Origin of the sequence: Pseudomonas sp. C 49-2 (assembly GCF_003970195.1) — a bacterium.
In the GTDB taxonomy this organism is placed as follows: Bacteria; Pseudomonadota; Gammaproteobacteria; order Pseudomonadales; family Pseudomonadaceae; genus Aquipseudomonas; species Aquipseudomonas canadensis.
Genome location: NZ_RXYG01000002.1, coordinates 484,891 through 503,312, shown reverse-complemented (window position 1 = coordinate 503,312; position 18,422 = coordinate 484,891). Strand labels below are relative to the sequence as shown.

The following is an 18,422-nucleotide window of genomic DNA, read 5'->3' as shown; positions in this document are numbered from 1 at the left end:
AGAACGATTCAGTGAGTAGCCGGGATAGGATCCAATCCTCTGGGCGCTAGATAAGAGGGTTGGGCACGGAGCGTCAATGGCGGCAAAGGGCTAAACGGCGGGTTTGGAGATATTCAGAAGGGTCTGACTGGTGCGGGGATATTCGGGCGGATGCGGTGGGTGTGTTTTACCTGTTGGAACAGCGATTCCCGTGTAGGAGCTGGCTTGCCAGCGAAGAACGTCAACGATTACGCGGTCATCAGATTTACCGTGTTGTCTGGTCGTTTTTCGCTGGCAAGCCAGCGCCTGCAGGGGGGATGTCAGTGGGCGAGAAACTTGCTCAGGAACTGTTTGGTACGCTCTTCCTTGGGGTTGGCGAACAGTGCCTTGGCTTCGCCTTGCTCCACGATCACGCCCTTGTCGAAGAAGATCACCCGATTGGCTACGTCGCGGGCAAAGCTCATCTCGTGGGTGACGATCACCATAGTGCGGTTTTCTTCGGCGAGGCTGCGGATGGTTGCCAGCACTTCACCCACCAGTTCCGGGTCGAGGGCCGAGGTGGGTTCGTCGAACAGAATCACCTCCGGCTCCATGGCCAACGCACGGGCAATCGCCACGCGCTGTTGCTGGCCGCCCGACAGACGCCGGGGATACGCGTCCTCCTTGCCCGCCAGGCCGACCCTGGCCAGCAGCTTGCGGCCGAGGGCGTCAGCCGCTTCCCGTGGCATCTTCTTGACCACGGTGGGCCCTTCGATGACATTTTCCAGCGCAGTGCGGTGGGGGAACAGGTTGAAGCTCTGGAACACAAAGCCCACGTGCTGGCGCAGGCGCCGCACCAGGCTTGCCTGCTGGTTGACGGGCTTGCTGCTGTCGATCTCGATATCACCCACCTTGATACGACCGCTGGTGGGTTGTTCGAGGAAATTCAGGCAGCGCAGGAAGGTGGTCTTGCCGGAACCGCTGGGGCCGATGATGGCGATGACTTCGCCTTCCTTGACCTCCAGGTCGATGCCGTTGAGCACCACCTGACCTTTGAATTGTTTGGTCAGTTTTTCAACCACGATCATGCTTCAGGACTCCAGGTCATGCCGGTTGACCCGGTCTTCCAGACGATTCTGCAAATGCGCCAGGATGCTCGCCAAAATCCAGTAGATCAGGGCAGCGGAGAGATACATGGTGAAGATTTCGAAGGTCCGCGCCGACACCAGTTGCGCTTGGCGAAACAGCTCGGGCACCTGAATAGTGGCGGCCAGCGCCGTGTCCTTGACCAGCGAAATAAAGCTGTTGCCCAGCGGCGGCAGGGCTGTGCGCATCGCCTGCGGCAGGATGGCCCGGCGCAAGGTCTGCGCACGGGTCATGCCGATACTGGCGGCGGCTTCCCACTGGCCACGCTCGATGGAACCGATGGCGGCGCGCAGGATTTCACAGGCGTAGGCCGCCATGTTCAGCGAAAAGCCGATCATGGCCGCCGGGATCGGATCCAGCTCGATGCCCACTTGCGGCAAGCCGTAGTAGATCAAAAACAGCTGTACCAGCAAGGGCGTGCCGCGAAAGAACGACACGTAGACTCGGGCGAGCCAGCTCACCAGCTTGAAGCGCGACAACCGCATCAAGGCCAGGCCGAAGCCCAGCAGCAAGCCAAAAAACATCCCGCCGAGGCTGAGGATCACCGTGTAATACGCGCCCTTGAGCAGAAAGGGCGCGGAGTCCAGCGCGAGTTGGAAACCTGCTTCCATTATTGAGTGACGTCAGCGTTGAAGTACTTTTCGGACAGCTTCTTCAAGGTGCCATCGGCGCGCAGTTTGTCGAGAGCCTTGTTCACCGCATCGAGCAGTTCTGGCTCGCCTTTGCGCAGGGCAATACCGGCTTCCTGACGGGAGAAAGCCTCGCCGGCTGCGGCGGTATCTGGCGCTTTCTTGGCGTATTCCAGAGCGGCCAGGCGGTCGATCAGGATGGCGTCGATGCGGCCGATGCGCAGGTCCTGGAACTTGGTCGGGTCGTCGTTGTAAGTCTTGATAATGGCTTTAGGTTGGTTGTCCTTGAGCCATTGTTCGTAGTTGGTGCCCAGGCCCACACCGACTTTCTTGCCGGCCAGGTCGTCGGCGGTCTTGATCGCGTCAACGTTCTTCTTCAGGACCAGTGCCTGGATACCGGACACGGTGTAAGGCTTGGAGAAGTCGTACTTTTTCTTGCGCTCTTCAGAGATGGTCACTTGGTTGACCACGGCGTCCAGACGCTTGGATTCCAGGGCGGCGAGGATGCCGTCCCATGGCGTCGCTTGCAGCTTGACCTTCACGCCCAGCTCCTTGGCCAGCGCTTCGGACAGCTCCACTTCGAAACCACTGAGCTTGCCGCTTTCATCGACGAAGCTGAACGGCGGGTAGGTGCCTTCCAGGCCGATCTTGATCTCGCCTGCTTTCTTGATGTTGTCCAGCTGTTCACCCGCGACCGCTTGGCCGATCAGGCCAGCCCCGAGTGCCAAGCCCAAAGTGCCCACCAGCAATGTGCGACGGAATACAGAAATAGTCATGAAGAGCCCCTGTGTTTTTATGTTGAGCGAAGCAGGTGACGCAGTAGTCGTATCCTGCCCTAAAGCGCGTAGCGCGTCTTCGCCTACGGCGTGACTATAAAGCGGGTTTTTAAGACTTGAAAATAATATAAATGTGAATTGTTATTCGATTATTGAATATACGACCTATTTAATGTGGGAGCTGGCTTGCCTGCGATAGCGGTGCAAAGGTCAGCACATCTGTAGCTGACAGACCGCCATCGCAGGCAAGCCAGCTCCCACATTTTTTAGTCCGCGTTTATTCAATTGAATACCGAGTTGTAGGCAAACAACGCTGGCGCGCCGCCGGTATGCAGGAAAATGATGGGGCCGTCCTCAAACCGCTGGCGTCCGATACCGTCCAGCAACCCCGCCATGGCCTTGCCAGTGTAGACCGGGTCCAGCAGCAGGCCTTCCTGGCTCGCCAACAGCTTGACCGCCGCCAGGGTTCCGGCGTTTGGTTCGCCATAGCGCGGGCCGAAGTATTCGTCCCACAGAATCACCTTGAACGCCTCGGGGATCTCGACTCCCAGCAACTCGGCGGTACGTTCGGCCAGGCCCTCTACTTTCGGACGCTGGGCTTCTTCAGTGCGTGAGACGGTGACGCCAATCACGGGCAGGTTTGGCAATACTTCGCTCAAGGCCAGCGCCAATCCACTGTGGGTTCCCGCACTGCCGGAGGCCAAGACCACGGCGGCGAATTCGATGCCACTGTCTTCGATCTGCCCGGCCAGCTCCAGCCCGGCGCGGACATAGCCGAGGGCGCCGAGGGGATTGGAGCCGCCAATAGGCACCAGGTACGGCTTCTTGCCGTTGCTGCGCAGGCGGTCGGCGAGGGCGTTGAGCTGGTCGTCGACGTTATCGAGGTTCTCCACCAATTCCACCTTGGCGTCGAACAGTTCCAGCAGCAGGCGGTTGCCGTTGCCCAGGTAATTGGGGTCTTGGGTGCCGGTGGGGTTTTCCAGCAGGGCGACGCAGCCCAGGCCGAGCTTGGCGGCCAGCGCGGCAGTCTGGCGTACATGGTTGGACTGGATCGCGCCGGCGGTCACCAGCGTGTCGGCGCCTTGGGCGATGGCATCGGCGGCGAGGTATTCGAGTTTGCGCAGCTTGTTGCCGCCCATGGCGAGCGGCGTGGTGTCGTCGCGCTTGACGTAGATATCCCTGCCCAACCAGGCCGACAGCCGCTCGAGTTTTTCCAGGGCAGTGACGCCGCCCAGCAGTTCCAGGCGGTTAAAACGGTCGAGCTGTTGTTTGATCATGGCTACGCACGGTTGATGAGTATGAGGCGACTATAGGCAGGCACTTTTCATCGGGCAACCGCAATCGCTTATTCCGGATGGTTCTTAGTATCACACCATTGGTTCTTAAGGGCGGCCAGGGTGCATACCGTAAAGTGATGGGCATTTCGTCAGGAGTGAATACCGTGAGTGAGCGTTCCAGTCATTGGCAATTACAGACCATCGTCGGCCAACTGCGCAGTGCCCGGGACCAGTGGCGAACGCGCAATGGCCGCTTGAGTGGCGAGCACGGCGGGCGCGAGCTGCCGTCCCGCGAGGCTGTGGCGCAGATTCTCGAGTCGTTGTGCGGCGCACTGTTCCCCATGCGCCTGGGGCCGGTGGACCTGCGTGAAGAGAGTGAAGACTTCTACGTCGGCCACACCCTCGACGTCGCCTTGAATGCCTTGCTCGGCCAGGCCCGCCTGGAGCTTCGCTACGCCGCACGCCAAGGCGCTAAAGATGACAGCGAAGTCGACGCGCTCGCCATCCGCCTGATCCAGGATTTCGCCCTGGCCCTGCCGTCGCTGCGCAGCCTGTTGGACACCGACGTATTGGCGGCCTACCACGGCGACCCGGCCGCGCGCAGCGTGGATGAAGTGCTGTTGTGCTACCCCGGCATCCTGGCGGTGATCCATCATCGGCTGGCCCACCACCTGTACCGCGCCGGGCTGCCGCTGTTGGCGCGGATCAGCGCAGAGATCGCCCACTCGGCCACCGGCATCGATATCCACCCCGGCGCACAAATCGGCCCAAGCTTCTTTATCGACCACGGGACCGGTGTGGTGATCGGCGAAACCGCGATCATCGGTGAGCGCGTGCGCATCTACCAAGCCGTAACGTTGGGCGCCAAACGCTTCCCGGCGGACGAAGACGGGCAGTTGCAGAAAGGCCACCCTCGTCACCCGATCGTCGAGGATGACGTGGTGATCTACGCCGGGGCGACGATCCTGGGGCGCATCACCATCGGCCAGGGTTCGACCATCGGCGGTAACGTGTGGCTGACCCGAAGCGTGCCGGCGGGGGCGAATATCACCCAGGCCAATCTGCAGCATGATGATGGCACGCAAAAATAAGTCGAACGCGGACCCACATGTTTGTGCGCGTTTCACGCCGAAATCGCTGAACGATTTGCCATCTCCATCCGTCATACCTTTCCTTGAGCTAGTGTAGGAATGACCTACCACTCAGCCCTGCAATTAGTCCCAAACCGCCTATCCATGTTTAACTTGAATGCTCGTTCAAGTTAAACCCGGTGGTTCGCTGCCCGCTCACAACAGGAGGCTTACCTTTGCTGAGTCCGTTATTGACAGCCACATCTCATACCCTCGGGGTGCATCGCTCATGAGTGCATCGTCCACCCCATCCAGCGGCCTGGTGCGCATGAATGCGCCGGTCTTCTACTTCGCCGCGACGTTTATCCTGCTGTTCGGCATCACTGTCATCGCTATCCCGCAACAGGCCGGTGCCTGGCTGCTGGCCGCGCAAAACTGGGCGGCCAACACGGTCGGCTGGTACTACATGCTGGCGATGACCCTGTATCTGGTCTTCGTGGTGGTCACCGCGTTATCGGGCTACGGCAAGATAAAACTCGGTGCCGACCACGACGAACCCGAATTCAGTTACCTGTCCTGGGCCGGCATGCTGTTCGCCGCCGGGATCAGCATCACGCTGTTTTTCTTCTGCGTCTCCGAGCCGCTGACGCACCTGGTGCAGCCGCCCCAGGGCGCGCCGATGAACGCCGACGCCGCGCGCCAGGCCATGCAGATCCTGTTTCTGCACTGGGGCCTGCACGGTTGGGGTGTGTTCGCGTTTGTCGGCATGGCCCTGGCGTACTTCGCCTACCGGCATAACTTGCCGCTGGCACTGCGTTCGGCGCTGTACCCACTGATCGGCAAGCGCATCAACGGCCCTATCGGTTACGCGGTGGATGGCTTCGGCATCATTGCCACGGTGTTCGGCCTGGGCGCCGACATGGGCTTCGGCGTGTTGCACCTCAACTCCGGTCTCGACTATCTGTTCGGCATCGCCCATACCCAGTGGATCCAGGTGGGTTTGATCACGCTGATGATGGGCGCCGCGATCATCGTCGCCGTGGCCGGTGTCGATAAAGGCGTGCGCGTGATGTCCGACATCAACATGCTGCTGGCCTGTGCGCTGCTGCTGTTCGTGTTGTTCGCCGGGCCCACCCAGCACTTGCTCAATACCCTGATCCAGAACATTGGTGACTACCTGGGCGCCTTGCCGACCAAGAGTTTCGACGTGTACGCCTACGACAAACCCAGCGACTGGCTGGGCGGTTGGACGGTGTTCTACTGGGCCTGGTGGATCGCATGGTCGCCGTTCGTGGGCCTGTTTATCGCGCGTATTTCCCGTGGCCGCACCATCCGAGAGTTCGTGTTCGGCGTGCTGCTGATCCCGCTGGGTTTCACCCTGGCGTGGATGTCGATCTTCGGCAATAGCGCCATCGACCAAGTGCTCAACCACGGTATGGCCGCGCTCGGTCAGTCGGCCATCGATAACCCATCGATGAGCCTTTACCTGCTGCTGGAAACCTACCCGTGGAGCAAAACCGTCATTGCGGTCACGGTGTTCATCAGCTTCGTGTTCTTCGTAACCTCCGCTGACTCGGGCACCGTGGTGCTGTCCACTCTCTCGTCCAAAGGCGGCAACGCTGATGAAGACGGGCCGAAATGGCTGCGGGTGTTCTGGGGCGCGATGACCGCGCTGGTCACCAGTGCCTTGCTGTTTGCCGGCAGCATCGACTCGCTCAAGTCGGCGGTGGTGCTGACCTCGCTGCCGTTCTCGATGATCCTGCTGCTGATGATGTGGGGGCTGCACAAGGCGTTCTATCTGGAGTCGCAAAAGCAGATCGCCCAGCTGCACTCATTGGCGCCGATTTCGACGGCGCGCAAAGGACGTGGCGGCTGGCGCCAGCGTTTGAGCCAGGCCGTGCACTTCCCGTCGCGAGACGAGGTGTACCGTTTCCTCGACTCGACGGTGCGCCCGGCGATCGAAGAAGTGACGGCGGTGTTTGTCGAGAAGGGTTTGAATGTCGTGACGCAACCTGACCCCGCCAACGACAGCGTCAGCCTGGAAATCGGCCATGGCGAGGAGCGTCCCTTCATCTACCAGGTGCAGATGCGCGGCTACTTCACGCCGTCATTTGCCCGTGGCGGGATGGGCTCCAAGGAGCTCAACAACCGTCGCTACTACCGGGCTGAAGTGCACTTGGCCGAGGGCAGCCAGGACTACGACCTGGTGGGCTACACCAAGGAACAGATCATCAACGACATCCTCGACCAGTACGAGCGCCACCTGCAGTTCCTGCATCTGGTGCGTTGAGGTTCAGGCCCTGATCACCAGCTCCGACATCAGGAGCTGGTGTCGGTGCTTTATCCGCACAACCGACACCTGTCGCCCAGGGGGCGAGTGTTCGTCGACGGGCTCGCCGAAATCTTCGAAAATGCCCGCTAACCCCTGTAGTTAAAGGGTTTCATGAATTTAATTTCATCCGTCTACATCGCGTTTTGACGCGCAACTGTCATCTGGCCACTGCGTAATTGTGTGAAGCGTTTGACGCTTTCATTTCAGAACAGTGACGGAGACCGGTAACAATGAAGACGTTGATAAGCCCCATGGTGGGTGCCGCCATGGCGAGCTTTATGCTGTCCGCCCACGCCGATTTTATCGATGACAGCCACGCCGATGTGACCCTGCTCAACCGCTACCTCAACCAGCAGGGGCGGGATGTGGTGAACAGCAATGCCAAGGCCCACAGCATTCGCGATTGGGGCCAGGGGTTCGAGTTCAACTTCAAGTCCGGCTACACCGAAGGCCCAGTGGGTTTTGGCCTGGACCTGCAGGCGTTCTACGGGTTGAAACTGGACTCCGGCGGCGACCTCAACGACAAGGATCACCAGGGCCGCTACCCCGGCAGCATGTTCCCGCTGGACAACGGCAAATCCGCCGACCAGTTCGGCGTGTTGAGCCCGACGTTCAAGATGCGCTTTGCCAAGGATGAGCTGCGTGTCGGCACGCTCTACGGCAACAACCCGATACTCGCCAACACCGACGGGCGTCTGTACCAGCAGACCAATACCGGTGTGCAACTGGTGTCCAAGGATCTCAGCGACTTCACCTTCACCGGCGGCGACATCTTCAAGACCAAGATCCGCAACGAAACCGGCGATCAGGGCATGATCACCGCCGGCGGCACCAAAGAGAGTGATCGCTTCCTGTTTGGCGGTGCGGATTACACCGGCATCCAGAACACTACGGTCAGCCTGTGGTATTCCAACCTTGAGGATTACTACCAGCAGTTCTTCCTCGGCGCCAAACGCCACGACGCGTTGTCCGTGGGCGCCATCGACACCGACGTGCGCGTGTTCCGTAGCCTCGGTGTGGGCGGCAACGCCGACGGTGACAAAGACTTCGCAGCGGCTGGCCTCTACGGTGACGGTACGGGCAAGGGCCGTATCAACCAGACCACCGCCAGCTTGCTTGAGAGCTACAGCCTCGACGGTCATACCGTCGGCCTGGGTATCCAGAAGAACAGCGGCGACAGCGACTTCCCCTACCTTGATTCCGGCCTGAACAGCGGCGACAACCGCCAGGGCCCAGGCTCAGGCGCCGACACCCCGGCGCTGACCAACATGCAGTTGAATAAATTTCAACACGCCGGTGAGCGCACTTGGCTTGCGCAGTACAAGTATGACTTCGGTAAGCTTGGCCTCACGGGCCTGACGTTCTCAGCCGCCTATGCCCACGGCGATGACATCCGCACGGCGCAAGGCACCACCAGCGAATGGGAACGTAACGTCGCCGTGGCTTATCAAGTGCCCACCGGTACCCTCAAAGGCCTGGGTGTGACCTGGAAAAACGCCCACGCCAGCCCCGACATCAGCGGTGCCACCGTGCAAGATGAAAACCGCTTCTATGTGAGTTATGTCGTTCCACTCTGGTAGGCAATTGCTGTAGAACGGAACGGCAGACTTAAGCGATTCAGCTGGTTAAAAGGCCTGGGAATAACCTTATTCCCGGGCCTTATTTGCCGACGTCCAAGAGAGGATTCGATGACTTACATTGCTGCCGAAAACCGCTATGAATCTATTCCGTACCGCCGTGTAGGCCGCAGTGGATTAGTGCTGCCTGCACTGTCCCTGGGCCTGTGGCACAACTTTGGCGACAGCACCCCGATCGACACTCAGCGCGCCCTGCTGCGCACCGCGTTTGACCTGGGCATCAACCACTTCGACCTGGCCAACAACTACGGCCCGCCCTACGGCAGCGCCGAGATCAACTTCGGCCGTTTACTGCGCGAAGACTTCAAGCACTATCGCGACGAACTGATCATCTCCAGCAAGGCGGGTTGGGACATGTGGCCCGGTCCCTATGGCCAGGGCGGCGGCTCGCGCAAGTACGTGCTGGCCAGCCTGGACCAGAGCCTGCAACGCCTGGGCGTCGACTACGTGGACATCTTCTACTCCCACCGTTTTGACGCCGACACCCCCCTGGAAGAAACCGCCAGCGCCCTCGCCACCGCGGTCCAACAAGGCAAGGCGTTGTACATCGGCATTTCGTCCTACTCGGGCGTGAAAACCCGCGAAATCGCCGCGCTGCTCCAAGAGTGGAAAGTACCGCTGCTGATTCACCAACCGGCCTACAACCTACTCAACCGCTGGGTGGAAAAAGACCTGCTGGACACCACCGAAGAGCTCGGCGCCGGCGTGATCGCGTTCACGCCACTGGCCCAGGGCCTGCTGACTGACAAGTACCTCAACGGCGTACCGGCGGATGCGCGAGTGAATCGTCCGGGCGGTGGTTCGTTGCAGGCCAAGCACCTGTCCGAAGCCAACATCGCCCACGTGCGCGCGCTGAATGAAATCGCCCAGCGCCGTGGCCAGAGCCTGGCGCAATTGGCGTTGGCCTGGACCCTGCGTGATCCACGGGTGACCAGCGCGCTGATCGGTGCGAGCCGGCCGGAGCAGATTATCGAGAACGTTGGTGCGTTGAAGAACTTGAGCTTCAGCGCTGAGGAATTGGCAGAGATTGATCGATTTGCCCAGGAAGGCGGGATCAACCTGTGGGAAAAGCCATCCACGGCTGAATAACCTGGCGTAACCCGGTCAATGTGGGAGCCGGGCTTGCCCGCGATAGCGGTGTGTCAGTCAATGAATCTGTTGCTGACTCACCGCTATCGCAGGCAAGCCAGCTCCCACAGTGATTTCCAGCGTGTTTGAGAGCTAGAACGGCACATCCCCCAGAATCGTCGCGCGGTGCATCACCCGCCGCTGCGGCCGGTAGTCGTCCACCGCGTAGTGCTGTGTCACGCGGTTATCCCAGAACGCCACATCGTTTTCCTGCCAACGCCAGCGAATGGTAAATTCCGGGCGTGTCGCGTGGGCGAACAAGAGCTTCAGGATCGCTTCACTCTCCGCCGGCTCAAGTTCATTGATCTTGGTGGTGAACCCATCACTCACGAACAGCGACTTGCGCCCACTCACCGGGTGCGTGCGCACCACCGGATGCGACAACGGCGGGTTCTTCCTGCGAGCCTCTTCCCAACGCGCCAGGTCTTCAGCGGTGTTGCCAAAGCGCTCCAGCGGGAATGACTTAGTGAAGTCGTGGGTCGCCGTCAGCCCATCGAGCAAGCGCTTCAACGGCTCGGACAACGCCTCATACGCCGCAATCCCACTGGCCCACAGCGTATCGCCGCCAAACGCCGGAAGCAGCTTGGCGCTGAGTACGGCGCCCAACGCCGGCGTCGGCAGGAAGGTCACGTCGGTGTGCCACACGGCGTTGTCGCGCACGTCGGTGACGGCGGTGTCGAGGATCAGCACTTCGGGCTGTTCCGGCACGTTGGGGTAGATCGGGTGAATATGCAGGTCACCAAAATTCGCCGCGAACCGTGCCTGCTGTTGCGGGTTGATCGGTTGATCACGGAAGAACAGCACCGAGTGCTTGAGCAACGCCTGTTCGATGGCGTCGCGCTGTTCAAGGTTCAGCGGCTGGGTGATATCGACGCCACTGATCAGGGCGCCCAATGCGGTGCTGATGGGGGTAACGGTCAGGCTGCTCATGCGGTTCTCACTCAATGTGCCTGGCCATGCCAGGGCACCCATTTACGCTGCAGGGCACGCAGGCCCATTTCCATGGCAAAGGCGATCAGGGCGATGACGAGGATGCCCAGCACCACCACGTCAGTGACCAGGAACTGCGCCGCCGACTGCACCATGAACCCCAGGCCGCTGGTGGCCGCGATCAGCTCGGCGGCGACCAATGTCGACCAGCCCACGCCCAGGCCGATGCGCACGCCGGTGAGGATGTCGGGCAGGGCGCTCGGCAGGATCACATGCCGGATCAGCTGTGCGCGGGTAGCGCCCAACGACTGCGCCGCGCGCAGCTTGGCCGGGTCGACCGTGCGCACGCCAGTCGCGGTGGCGATGGCAATCGGCGCAAAAATCGCCAGGTAAATCAGCAGCACCTTGGACAGCTCGCCAATGCCGCACCAGATCACGATCAGCGGCAAGTAAGCCAGGGGAGGAATCGGGCGGTAGAACTCGATCAGCGGGTCGAGAATGCCCCGGGCGATACGGTTGGAGCCGATGGCGATCCCTACCGGCACGGCGGTCAGCACCGCAAAACCCAGGCCCAGGCCGATACGGCTGAGGCTCGCGCCCAGGTGTTGCCACAGGGTGGAATCCATGTAGCCCGTGGTCGCCAGCAGCCAGCCTTTTTGCAGTACGGCGGACGGCGGTGGCAGGAACAGCGGTTCAATCAAACCGGTGGCGGTCACGGCCCACCAAATGACCAGCAAGGCGACCAGGGTCAGCAGGCTGATCCAGCGGGTGCTCAAGCTGCGTCGCAACGGGACAACTGCGTGCGCCACCGGCTTGGTGGCCGTGACGGGAAATTCGTAGCTGCTCATGCGGACACCTGCCGTTGGGAGAACACTTTGCCCAGCACGTGTTCGCGGGTTTCGATAAAGCGCGGGTCGGACTTGATCGCCCGCGCCGACTCACCGGCGGCGTAGCGTTGGCCGAAATCCAGGCTCAGGCGTTCGACGATTTGGCCAGGGTTGGGCGCCAGCAGGATCAGGTCAGTGGCCAGGAAGACCGCTTCTTCGATGTCGTGGGTAATCAGGAACACCGGCTTGGCCGTGCGCCGCCAGACTTGCAGCAGCAGCTCCTGCATCTGTTCGCGGGTGAAGGCATCGAGGGCGCCGAAGGGTTCATCCATCAGCAACACGCGAGGGTCGGCCGCCAGCGCGCGGGCCAGGCCTACGCGTTGCTTCTGCCCACCGGAAAGTTGCCAGATACGGCGGCTGTCGAAACCGGCCAGGTCCACCAGCGCGAGCATTTCCCGAGCGCGCACTTCGCGTTGCGCCTTGGGCACACCGGCCAGCTCCAGGCCGAAGCCCACGTTGGCCAGCACATCCTGCCAGGGCAGCAGGGCGTCGTCCTGGAACACCACGCCGCGCTCGGCGCTCGGACCTTTGACCGGCACGCCGTCGAGGGTAATGCGCCCGACGGACGGTTCGACAAAGCCGGCAATCAGGTTCAACAGCGAAGTCTTGCCACTGCCGGACGGGCCGAGGGCCACCAGCAATTGCTGGGGCCCCAGGTCGATTGAAATGTCTGACAGTACCGGTTCTGTGGCGCCTGGGTACTGTGCGCTGATGCGCTCCAGTTGTAGCAAGGCCATCGCAATGAACTCCTGATCAGTTAGTAATGAACTTGGCGCTGACGTAAGGGGCGTAGTCCGGCAGCACGGCGTCGACCTTGCCTTGCTCCTTGAGGAACGCGGCGGTATCGGTCACGGCCTTGGTGGTTGGCGCGCCCAGCAGGGTCACTTGGTCAGCGGCCAGCGGGTAGACGTTGCCTTGCAGCAGTAGGGGGATGTCGCTGGCCTTGGCGCCGGAGAGTTTCACCAGCTTGTCGACGTTGCCTTTGTCAGCGAGCCAGGCTTGTGGGTCTTTGCGGTAGGCGGCGTAGGCATCCAGCGTCACTTTGGCGAACGCCGTGACGATTTCCGGGTGCTTCTCGGCAAAATCCTTACGCACGATCCAGGCATCGAAGGTTGGCGCGCCGAACTTGGCCAGTTCGCCGGAGGTGATCAGCACCTTGCCGTTTTCCTTGGCCACGCCCAGGGCGGGGTCCCATACGTAGGTGGCGTCGATATCACCGCGCTTCCAGGCGGCGATGATGGCGGGTGGTGCGAGGTTGAGGATGGTTACTTTGGACGGGTCGATGTTCCAGTGTTTCAACGCGGCCAACAGGCTGTAATGGCCGGTGGACACGAATGGCACGGCGATTTTTTTGCCGATCAGGTCCTGCGGGCCGTTAATCCCCGCGCCGTTGCGCGCCACCAGCGCTTCGGCACCGCCGATCTGAGTGGCGACGAGGAAGGTTTCCACCGGCACTTTGCGGGTGATCGCGGCGGTCAGCGGGCTCGAACCGAGGTAGCCGATCTGCACATCGCCGGACGCGATGGCGGCGATGATGTCGGCGCCATTGTCGAATTTGCGCCAGTTGATCTTGGCGTTGGTGGCTTTTTCATAGGCGCCGTCGGCCTGGGCGACTTTGGCCGGGTCCACGGTGGTCTGGTAAGCGATGGTCACATCCGCCGCCTGGGCAAACAGGCTGGCACCGGCCAGGGACAATGCGGCCAAGAGGCGCAGAGGGGTAAGCAGTTTCAAGGGGAAGCTCCTCAATCAGGCGGCCGAGGGTCGGCGTGTGAGGAGACTAAATGATCTAAGAATCCGAAAATAAATAACATTTTCGAATTAGCTTATGAGAAGAAAAGTGGAATTCGTTCCTCAGGCTGAGGAGAGCAACTGTGGGAGCTGGCTTGCCTGCGATGCAGACAACTCGGTATTCCAGATAGACCGAGTTGATGCTATCGCAGGCAAGCCAGCTCCCACAGGGGACCGCGTAAGGCTTTAGTTGCTGATGGCGAGGATGCTGGCCTGGTACGACCCGACAAACACATCAAAATCGCCCACTTCGTTCTGCTCCAGCTCCGCCTGTTGCGCCAGCGACTTACGTGCCAGCTCTTCAAAGTGTGCCTGCTCTTCAGCCGGCAACGGCTCCTTACGGAAATGCTCGGCGTGCAACTGGCTCTGGTGCAGGGAGAATTGCGCAAAACTTTCCTTACGCTCGGCCATCGCCGCCAACACCTGGGCTGACGGGGTCAGGGACGAATCCTTGACCTTCGCCAGCTGAGCGTCCAGCGCCTGGCTGTGCTCGGTGATGCCGTGGCTCTCATCCAGCAAGGCGGCCAGTGGCGCAATCTGCGCCAGCAGTTCGGCAGCCCATTCCTTCATGTCCACAGGCTGGCCCTGACGCTGCAATTGCAGGCCGGGACGACGCCCTTCCTTGACCACGCTGAGGAAGTTGGAGGTGGCGTTACCGCACTCGTTGTCGGCGAACAGCGGGCTGTCGTTCAACGCGCAGTACAGCAGGAAGGCGTCGAGGAAACGCGACTCCGGCAGGTCGATACCCATCGGCAGGAACGGGTTGATGTCCAGGCAGCGCACTTCGATGTACTGGATGCCGCGGGCCATCAGCGCCTGGATCGGCCGTTCGCCGGTGTAAGTCACACGCTTGGGGCGGATGTTGGAGTAGTACTCGTTTTCGATCTGCAGGATGTTGGTGTTGAGCTGCACCCACTCACCGTCCTGATGCGTGCCGATTTCGACGTACGGCGCGTAGGGCGTTGCCACCGCTTCGCGCAGGCTGTCGGTGTAGCTGGCCAGGTCGTTGTAGCACGGCGTGAGGCCGGCCTGGGCGTTGCTCTGATAACCCAGGTCGCTCATGCGCAGGCTGGTGGCGTAAGGCAGGTACAGCGTGTCGGCGTCGAGCACTTCCAGTTGGTGCGAACGACCGCGCAGGAAACCGGCGTCCAGCGCTGGGGAGGCACCAAACAGGTACATCAACAGCCAGCTGTAGCGACGGAAGTTACGGATCAGCGCGATATAGGCGGTGGACTGGTAATCGCGGTCGGTGCCGACAAACCCTTCCGTCTCTTTGAGCAACGGCCACAGCGCTTCCGGCAACGAGAAGTTGTAGTGGATGCCAGCGATGCACTGCATGGTCTTGCCGTAACGCAGGGCCAGACCCTTGCGATACACGTACTTGAGCTGTCCGATATTGGACGTGCCGTAGTAGGCAATCGGAATATCTTCCTCGGCCGGCAACGGGCACGGCATCGAGGGGCTCCACAGGTATTCGCTGCCCAGCTTGGTGTAGGCAAAGCGATGGATCTTGTCCAGGCTGCTCAGGGTATCGGCCGGGTTGGGCAGGGCCGGAGTGATGAACTCCAGCAGCGATTCCGAGTAGTCGGTGGTGATCTGTTCGTGGGTCAACGCGGCGCCCAGGGCTTCAGGGTGCGGCGTTTGCGCCAGTCGACCCTCACCGGTGACACGCAGGCATTCGCGCTCGATGCCGTGCAAGCACTGCTCTAGCAGGGAGAGGTGTTCGCGCTTGCCGAGCAGGGCCAGGCGGCGGTTGAGAAGTTCGCTCAAGTTGGATTCCTTCACGCGTCAGTCGCCCCAATATGGGGGTGGGCAGGACGGTCTACAAGGGTGAAGTTAAAACTGGCGTGATCGCCTGGTTTAGAGTCGATTTAACCCGCTCTGAAAATGCCGACTTCACTCCATGAATTTGGCTACAGCGCAGCGAGAAAATTCCGACGCCGTGATTGCAGCGCCGAAATTAACTCAAATCGGGGGTGGGGAGCTATAGGACAGCGAAGGTGCCCTGCGCTTTTGCGACAAGTCTTTCGTCTTGATACACGTCTGCCTCGACCACCAACGTGCGGCGACCGGCATGAATCACCCGGCTGGTGCACAGCACGTCACCGTCAGACACGGCGCGGATATAGTTGATCTTGCACTCGATGGTCGCGCTCTGCTGGTCGAAACCATGGGAGCTGGAACACGCCAGCCCCATCGTAATGTCCACCAGGCTGAAAATCGCCCCGCCATGGAGCTTGCCCGCGCGGTTGCGCAGTTGCGGCTCCAGGGTCAGGGCCACCTCGGCAACGCCCTCTTCAAGGCGTTGCAGGCGGCAGCCGATCAGTTCGCTGAACGCGCTCTGGGTCAAACCGGCCGGGATTTCCATCAGCGTTTTTTCAACTGTTTGGCGTTGGCGAACAGCGAGGCCATGGCGTTGTTGCTTGGCGCTGCGGTGGCGGTTTCCTTGCGCGGTGCGTTGTTCTGCGACTGGCGCGGCGCCGAACCCGGACGCGCGCCACGGGCACCGTCGATTTTCTCGCCGGGGGTGTCGCTCATGCGCATCGACAGGCCAACGCGTTTGCGCGGGATGTCGACTTCCATGACCTTGACCTTGACCACGTCACCGGCTTTCACCGCTTCACGCGGGTCCTTGATGAATTTCTCCGAAAGCGCGGAGATATGCACCAAACCGTCCTGATGCACGCCGATGTCCACAAAGGCGCCGAAGTTGGTCACGTTGGTGACCACGCCTTCGAGGATCATGCCCAGCTCAAGATCCTTGAGGTCTTCGACGCCGTCCTGGAACTCGGCAGTCTTGAACTCGGGACGCGGGTCGCGGCCCGGTTTTTCCAACTCTTGCAGAATGTCGGTGATGGTCGGAACACCGAAGGTTTCGTCGGTGTACTTCTTAGGATCCAGGCGCTTGAGGAACGCGGCATCGCCGATCAGCGAGCGGATATCGCGGTCGGTCTCGGCGGCGATGCGTTGCACCAGCGGGTAGGCTTCCGGGTGGACTGCGGAGGAGTCCAGAGGATTGTCGCCGTTCATTACGCGTAGGAAGCCGGCGGCTTGTTCGAAGGTTTTCTCGCCCAGGCGTGCGACCTTTTTCAGCGCTGCACGGGTTTTGAACGCGCCGTTTTCGTCACGGTGGGTCACGATATTCTGTGCCAGGGTGGCGTTGAGGCCGGAAATACGTGCCAGCAATGCAACAGAGGCGGTATTCACGTCCACGCCCACGGCGTTTACGCAGTCTTCCACCACCGCGTCCAGGCCGCGTGCCAGTTTCAGCTGCGACACATCGTGCTGGTACTGGCCGACGCCGATGGATTTAGGGTCGATCTTCACCAGTTCGGCCAGTGGATCCTGCAGGCGACGGGCGATGGACACCGCGCCACGGATCGACACGTCGAGGTCCGGGAATTCCTTGGAAGCCAGTTCCGACGCCGAGTACACCGAAGCGCCGGCCTCGGAGACCATGACCTTGGTCATCTTCATGGCGGGATACTTTTTGATCAGTTCGGCGGCCAGCTTGTCGGTTTCACGGCTGGCGGTGCCGTTGCCGATGGCGATCAGGTCCACCGCGTGCTTGGCGCACAGGGCGGCCAGGATCGCGAGGGTCTGGTCCCATTTGTTGTGCGGCACATGCGGATACACCGTGGCGTGGTCCAACAGCTTGCCGGTGGAGTCGACTACGGCCACCTTGCAGCCAGTGCGCAGGCCCGGGTCAAGGCCCAGGGTGGCGCGCGGGCCGGCCGGCGCGGCCAGCAGCAGGTCGTGCAGGTTGTGGGCGAACACGTTGATCGCCTCGGTCTCGGCGCCGTCGCGCAGCTCGCCGAGCAGGTCGGTTTCCAGGTGGGTGTAGATCTTTACCTTCCAGGTCCAGCGCACCACCTCACCAAGCCACTTGTCCGCAGGACGGTTCTGATTCTGGATGCCGAATTGTTGACCGATCATGCCTTCGCAGGGATGCATGGTGCCCGGCAACTCGTCGCCGACCTTCAGCGCAGAGCTGAGAATGCCTTCGTTGCGACCACGGAAAATGGCGAGCGCACGGTGGGACGGCATGCTTTTCAGCGGTTCGTCGTGTTCGAAGTAATCGCGGAACTTGGCGCCTTCCTCCTCTTTGCCGGCGATGACGCGGGCACTGAGAATCGCTTCCTGCTTCAGGTAAGTACGCAGTTTTTCCAGCAGGCTAGCGTCTTCGGCGAAGCGCTCCATGAGGATGTACTTGGCACCTTCGAGGGCGGCCTTGACGTCGGCAACGCCTTTTTCGGCATCGATGAAGCGGGCGGCTTCGGTGTCCGGAGTCAGCGATGGGTCGTTGAAGAGGGCGTCGGCCAACTCGCCCAGGCCAGCTTCCAGAGCGATCTGGCCCTTGGTGCGGCGCTTCTGCTTGTACGGCAGGTAGAGGTCTTCGAGGCGGGTTTTGGTGTCGGCGAGTTTGATGTCGCGCTCAAGCTGTGGGGTCAGCTTGCCCTGTTCCTCGATGCTGGCGAGGATGCTGATGCGCCGTTCGTCGAGTTCTCGCAGGTAGCGCAGACGCTCTTCCAGGTGACGCAACTGGGTGTCGTCGAGGCTGCCGGTCACTTCTTTACGGTAACGGGCGATGAAAGGCACTGTGGAGCCTTCATCCAGTAGAGCGACGGCCGCTTCGACCTGTTGTGGGCGTACACCGAGTTCCTCGGCGATGCGGCTGTTGATGCTGTCCATAAAACCACCTGAAATTCTGAAAAGCAGCTCGCAGGCCCGGAAAACAAGGCCCTGGGAGGCTGGTTGAGCGGCCCGACTGGCGCCGCTGCCTGGGTCAAGAGGCAGCCTATTGACCCTCGAAATCGAAAAAATCACACAAGCGGGTAAAAAAAGCCTCGGCATCAAACGGTAA

At 61.0% G+C, this 18,422-nt stretch carries 15 protein-coding genes and 1 pseudogene; 5 read left to right on the top strand and 11 right to left on the bottom strand.

The window, feature by feature from the left end:
• Positions 1–299: 299 nt before the first annotated feature.
• The 4 genes from tcyN to EJ576_RS05790 form a co-directional block, all read right to left on the bottom strand.
• Positions 300–1,046 (bottom strand): L-cystine ABC transporter ATP-binding protein TcyN, encoded by a 747-nt coding sequence (gene tcyN, locus EJ576_RS05805; protein WP_126569761.1) that lies wholly within the window; start codon positions 1,044–1,046, stop codon positions 300–302.
• Between the two features lie 3 nt (positions 1,047–1,049).
• Positions 1,050–1,715: a cystine ABC transporter permease gene (gene tcyL, locus EJ576_RS05800; RefSeq protein WP_010214112.1), complete on the bottom strand. Its 666-nt coding sequence runs from the start codon at positions 1,713–1,715 to the stop codon at positions 1,050–1,052.
• Positions 1,715–2,509 (bottom strand): cystine ABC transporter substrate-binding protein, encoded by a 795-nt coding sequence (gene tcyJ / locus EJ576_RS05795; RefSeq protein ID WP_126569759.1) that lies wholly within the window; start codon positions 2,507–2,509, stop codon positions 1,715–1,717. The genes tcyL and tcyJ overlap by 1 nt, the downstream gene beginning before the upstream one ends.
• Positions 2,510–2,790: 281 nt before the next feature.
• Entirely contained in the window at positions 2,791–3,786 is a 996-nt protein-coding gene (locus tag EJ576_RS05790) for a D-cysteine desulfhydrase (protein WP_126569757.1), read from the bottom strand.
• A 164-nt stretch (positions 3,787–3,950) separates the two neighbouring features.
• Here EJ576_RS05790 and epsC point away from each other — a divergent pair, with 164 nt between their 5' ends.
• The 5 genes and pseudogenes from epsC (at position 3,951) to mgrA (ending at position 9,914) form a co-directional block, all read left to right on the top strand.
• Positions 3,951–4,877 (top strand): serine O-acetyltransferase EpsC, encoded by a 927-nt coding sequence (gene epsC / locus EJ576_RS05785; protein ID WP_028615293.1) that lies wholly within the window; start codon positions 3,951–3,953, stop codon positions 4,875–4,877.
• Positions 4,878–5,184: 307 nt separating this feature from the next.
• Positions 5,185–7,146, top strand: coding sequence for a choline transporter BetT (gene betT, locus EJ576_RS05780; RefSeq protein WP_162834914.1), 1,962 nt, complete (start codon positions 5,185–5,187; stop codon positions 7,144–7,146).
• Positions 7,147–7,185: 39 nt separating this feature from the next.
• A pseudogene (locus EJ576_RS29915) lies at positions 7,186–7,278 on the top strand (LysR family transcriptional regulator); the annotation flags it as partial.
• A 161-nt stretch (positions 7,279–7,439) separates the two neighbouring features.
• A complete protein-coding gene (locus EJ576_RS05770) occupies positions 7,440–8,768 on the top strand; it encodes an OprD family outer membrane porin (protein WP_122730308.1) in 1,329 nt (442 codons plus the stop codon).
• Positions 8,769–8,876: 108 nt separating this feature from the next.
• Positions 8,877–9,914, top strand: coding sequence for an L-glyceraldehyde 3-phosphate reductase (mgrA, locus tag EJ576_RS05765; protein ID WP_123475334.1), 1,038 nt, complete (start codon positions 8,877–8,879; stop codon positions 9,912–9,914).
• A 132-nt stretch (positions 9,915–10,046) separates the two neighbouring features.
• Here mgrA and tauD read toward each other — a convergent pair whose 3' ends face one another.
• The 7 genes from tauD to EJ576_RS05730 form a co-directional block, all read right to left on the bottom strand.
• Positions 10,047–10,883, bottom strand: a complete 837-nt coding sequence (gene tauD / locus EJ576_RS05760) for a taurine dioxygenase (RefSeq protein WP_126569756.1) — start codon at positions 10,881–10,883, stop codon at positions 10,047–10,049.
• Positions 10,884–10,894: 11 nt separating this feature from the next.
• Complete coding sequence (gene tauC / locus EJ576_RS05755; protein ID WP_126569754.1) at positions 10,895–11,731, bottom strand: taurine ABC transporter permease TauC; 837 nt, start codon at positions 11,729–11,731, stop codon at positions 10,895–10,897.
• Complete coding sequence (tauB, locus tag EJ576_RS05750) at positions 11,728–12,507, bottom strand: taurine ABC transporter ATP-binding subunit (RefSeq protein WP_126569752.1); 780 nt, start codon at positions 12,505–12,507, stop codon at positions 11,728–11,730. Before tauB ends, tauC begins: the two co-directional genes overlap by 4 nt.
• Before the next feature lie 16 nt (positions 12,508–12,523).
• Positions 12,524–13,501 carry a taurine ABC transporter substrate-binding protein gene (tauA, locus tag EJ576_RS05745; protein WP_095014272.1) on the bottom strand — a complete coding sequence of 326 codons (978 nt, stop codon included), beginning with the start codon at positions 13,499–13,501 and terminating at the stop codon, positions 12,524–12,526.
• Positions 13,502–13,744: 243 nt separating this feature from the next.
• Positions 13,745–15,328 carry a glutamate--cysteine ligase gene (gene gshA / locus EJ576_RS05740; protein ID WP_126569750.1) on the bottom strand — a complete coding sequence of 528 codons (1,584 nt, stop codon included), beginning with the start codon at positions 15,326–15,328 and terminating at the stop codon, positions 13,745–13,747.
• A 214-nt stretch (positions 15,329–15,542) separates the two neighbouring features.
• Positions 15,543–15,926: a PaaI family thioesterase gene (locus tag EJ576_RS05735; RefSeq protein ID WP_016979039.1), complete on the bottom strand. Its 384-nt coding sequence runs from the start codon at positions 15,924–15,926 to the stop codon at positions 15,543–15,545.
• Positions 15,926–18,250, bottom strand: coding sequence for a Tex family protein (locus EJ576_RS05730; protein WP_126569749.1), 2,325 nt, complete (start codon positions 18,248–18,250; stop codon positions 15,926–15,928). Before EJ576_RS05730 ends, EJ576_RS05735 begins: the two co-directional genes overlap by 1 nt.
• Positions 18,251–18,422 lie beyond the last annotated feature (172 nt).

Bases quoted from the DNA above. Each gene is read 5' to 3' on its own strand.
- tcyN (WP_126569761.1), bottom strand. From the start codon at position 1,046: ATGATCGTGGTTGAAAAACTGACCAAACAATTCAAAGGTCAGGTGGTG.
- tcyL (WP_010214112.1), bottom strand. From the start codon at position 1,715: ATGGAAGCAGGTTTCCAACTCGCGCTGGACTCCGCGCCCTTTCTGCTC.
- tcyJ (WP_126569759.1), bottom strand. From the start codon at position 2,509: ATGACTATTTCTGTATTCCGTCGCACATTGCTGGTGGGCACTTTGGGC.
- EJ576_RS05790 (WP_126569757.1), bottom strand. From the start codon at position 3,786: ATGATCAAACAACAGCTCGACCGTTTTAACCGCCTGGAACTGCTGGGC.
- betT (WP_162834914.1), top strand. From the start codon at position 5,185: ATGAATGCGCCGGTCTTCTACTTCGCCGCGACGTTTATCCTGCTGTTC.
- EJ576_RS05770 (WP_122730308.1), top strand. From the start codon at position 7,440: ATGGTGGGTGCCGCCATGGCGAGCTTTATGCTGTCCGCCCACGCCGAT.
- mgrA (WP_123475334.1), top strand. From the start codon at position 8,877: ATGACTTACATTGCTGCCGAAAACCGCTATGAATCTATTCCGTACCGC.
- tauD (WP_126569756.1), bottom strand. From the start codon at position 10,883: ATGAGCAGCCTGACCGTTACCCCCATCAGCACCGCATTGGGCGCCCTG.
- tauC (WP_126569754.1), bottom strand. From the start codon at position 11,731: ATGAGCAGCTACGAATTTCCCGTCACGGCCACCAAGCCGGTGGCGCAC.
- tauB (WP_126569752.1), bottom strand. From the start codon at position 12,507: ATGGCCTTGCTACAACTGGAGCGCATCAGCGCACAGTACCCAGGCGCC.
- EJ576_RS05735 (WP_016979039.1), bottom strand. From the start codon at position 15,926: ATGGAAATCCCGGCCGGTTTGACCCAGAGCGCGTTCAGCGAACTGATC.
- EJ576_RS05730 (WP_126569749.1), bottom strand. From the start codon at position 18,250: ATGGACAGCATCAACAGCCGCATCGCCGAGGAACTCGGTGTACGCCCA.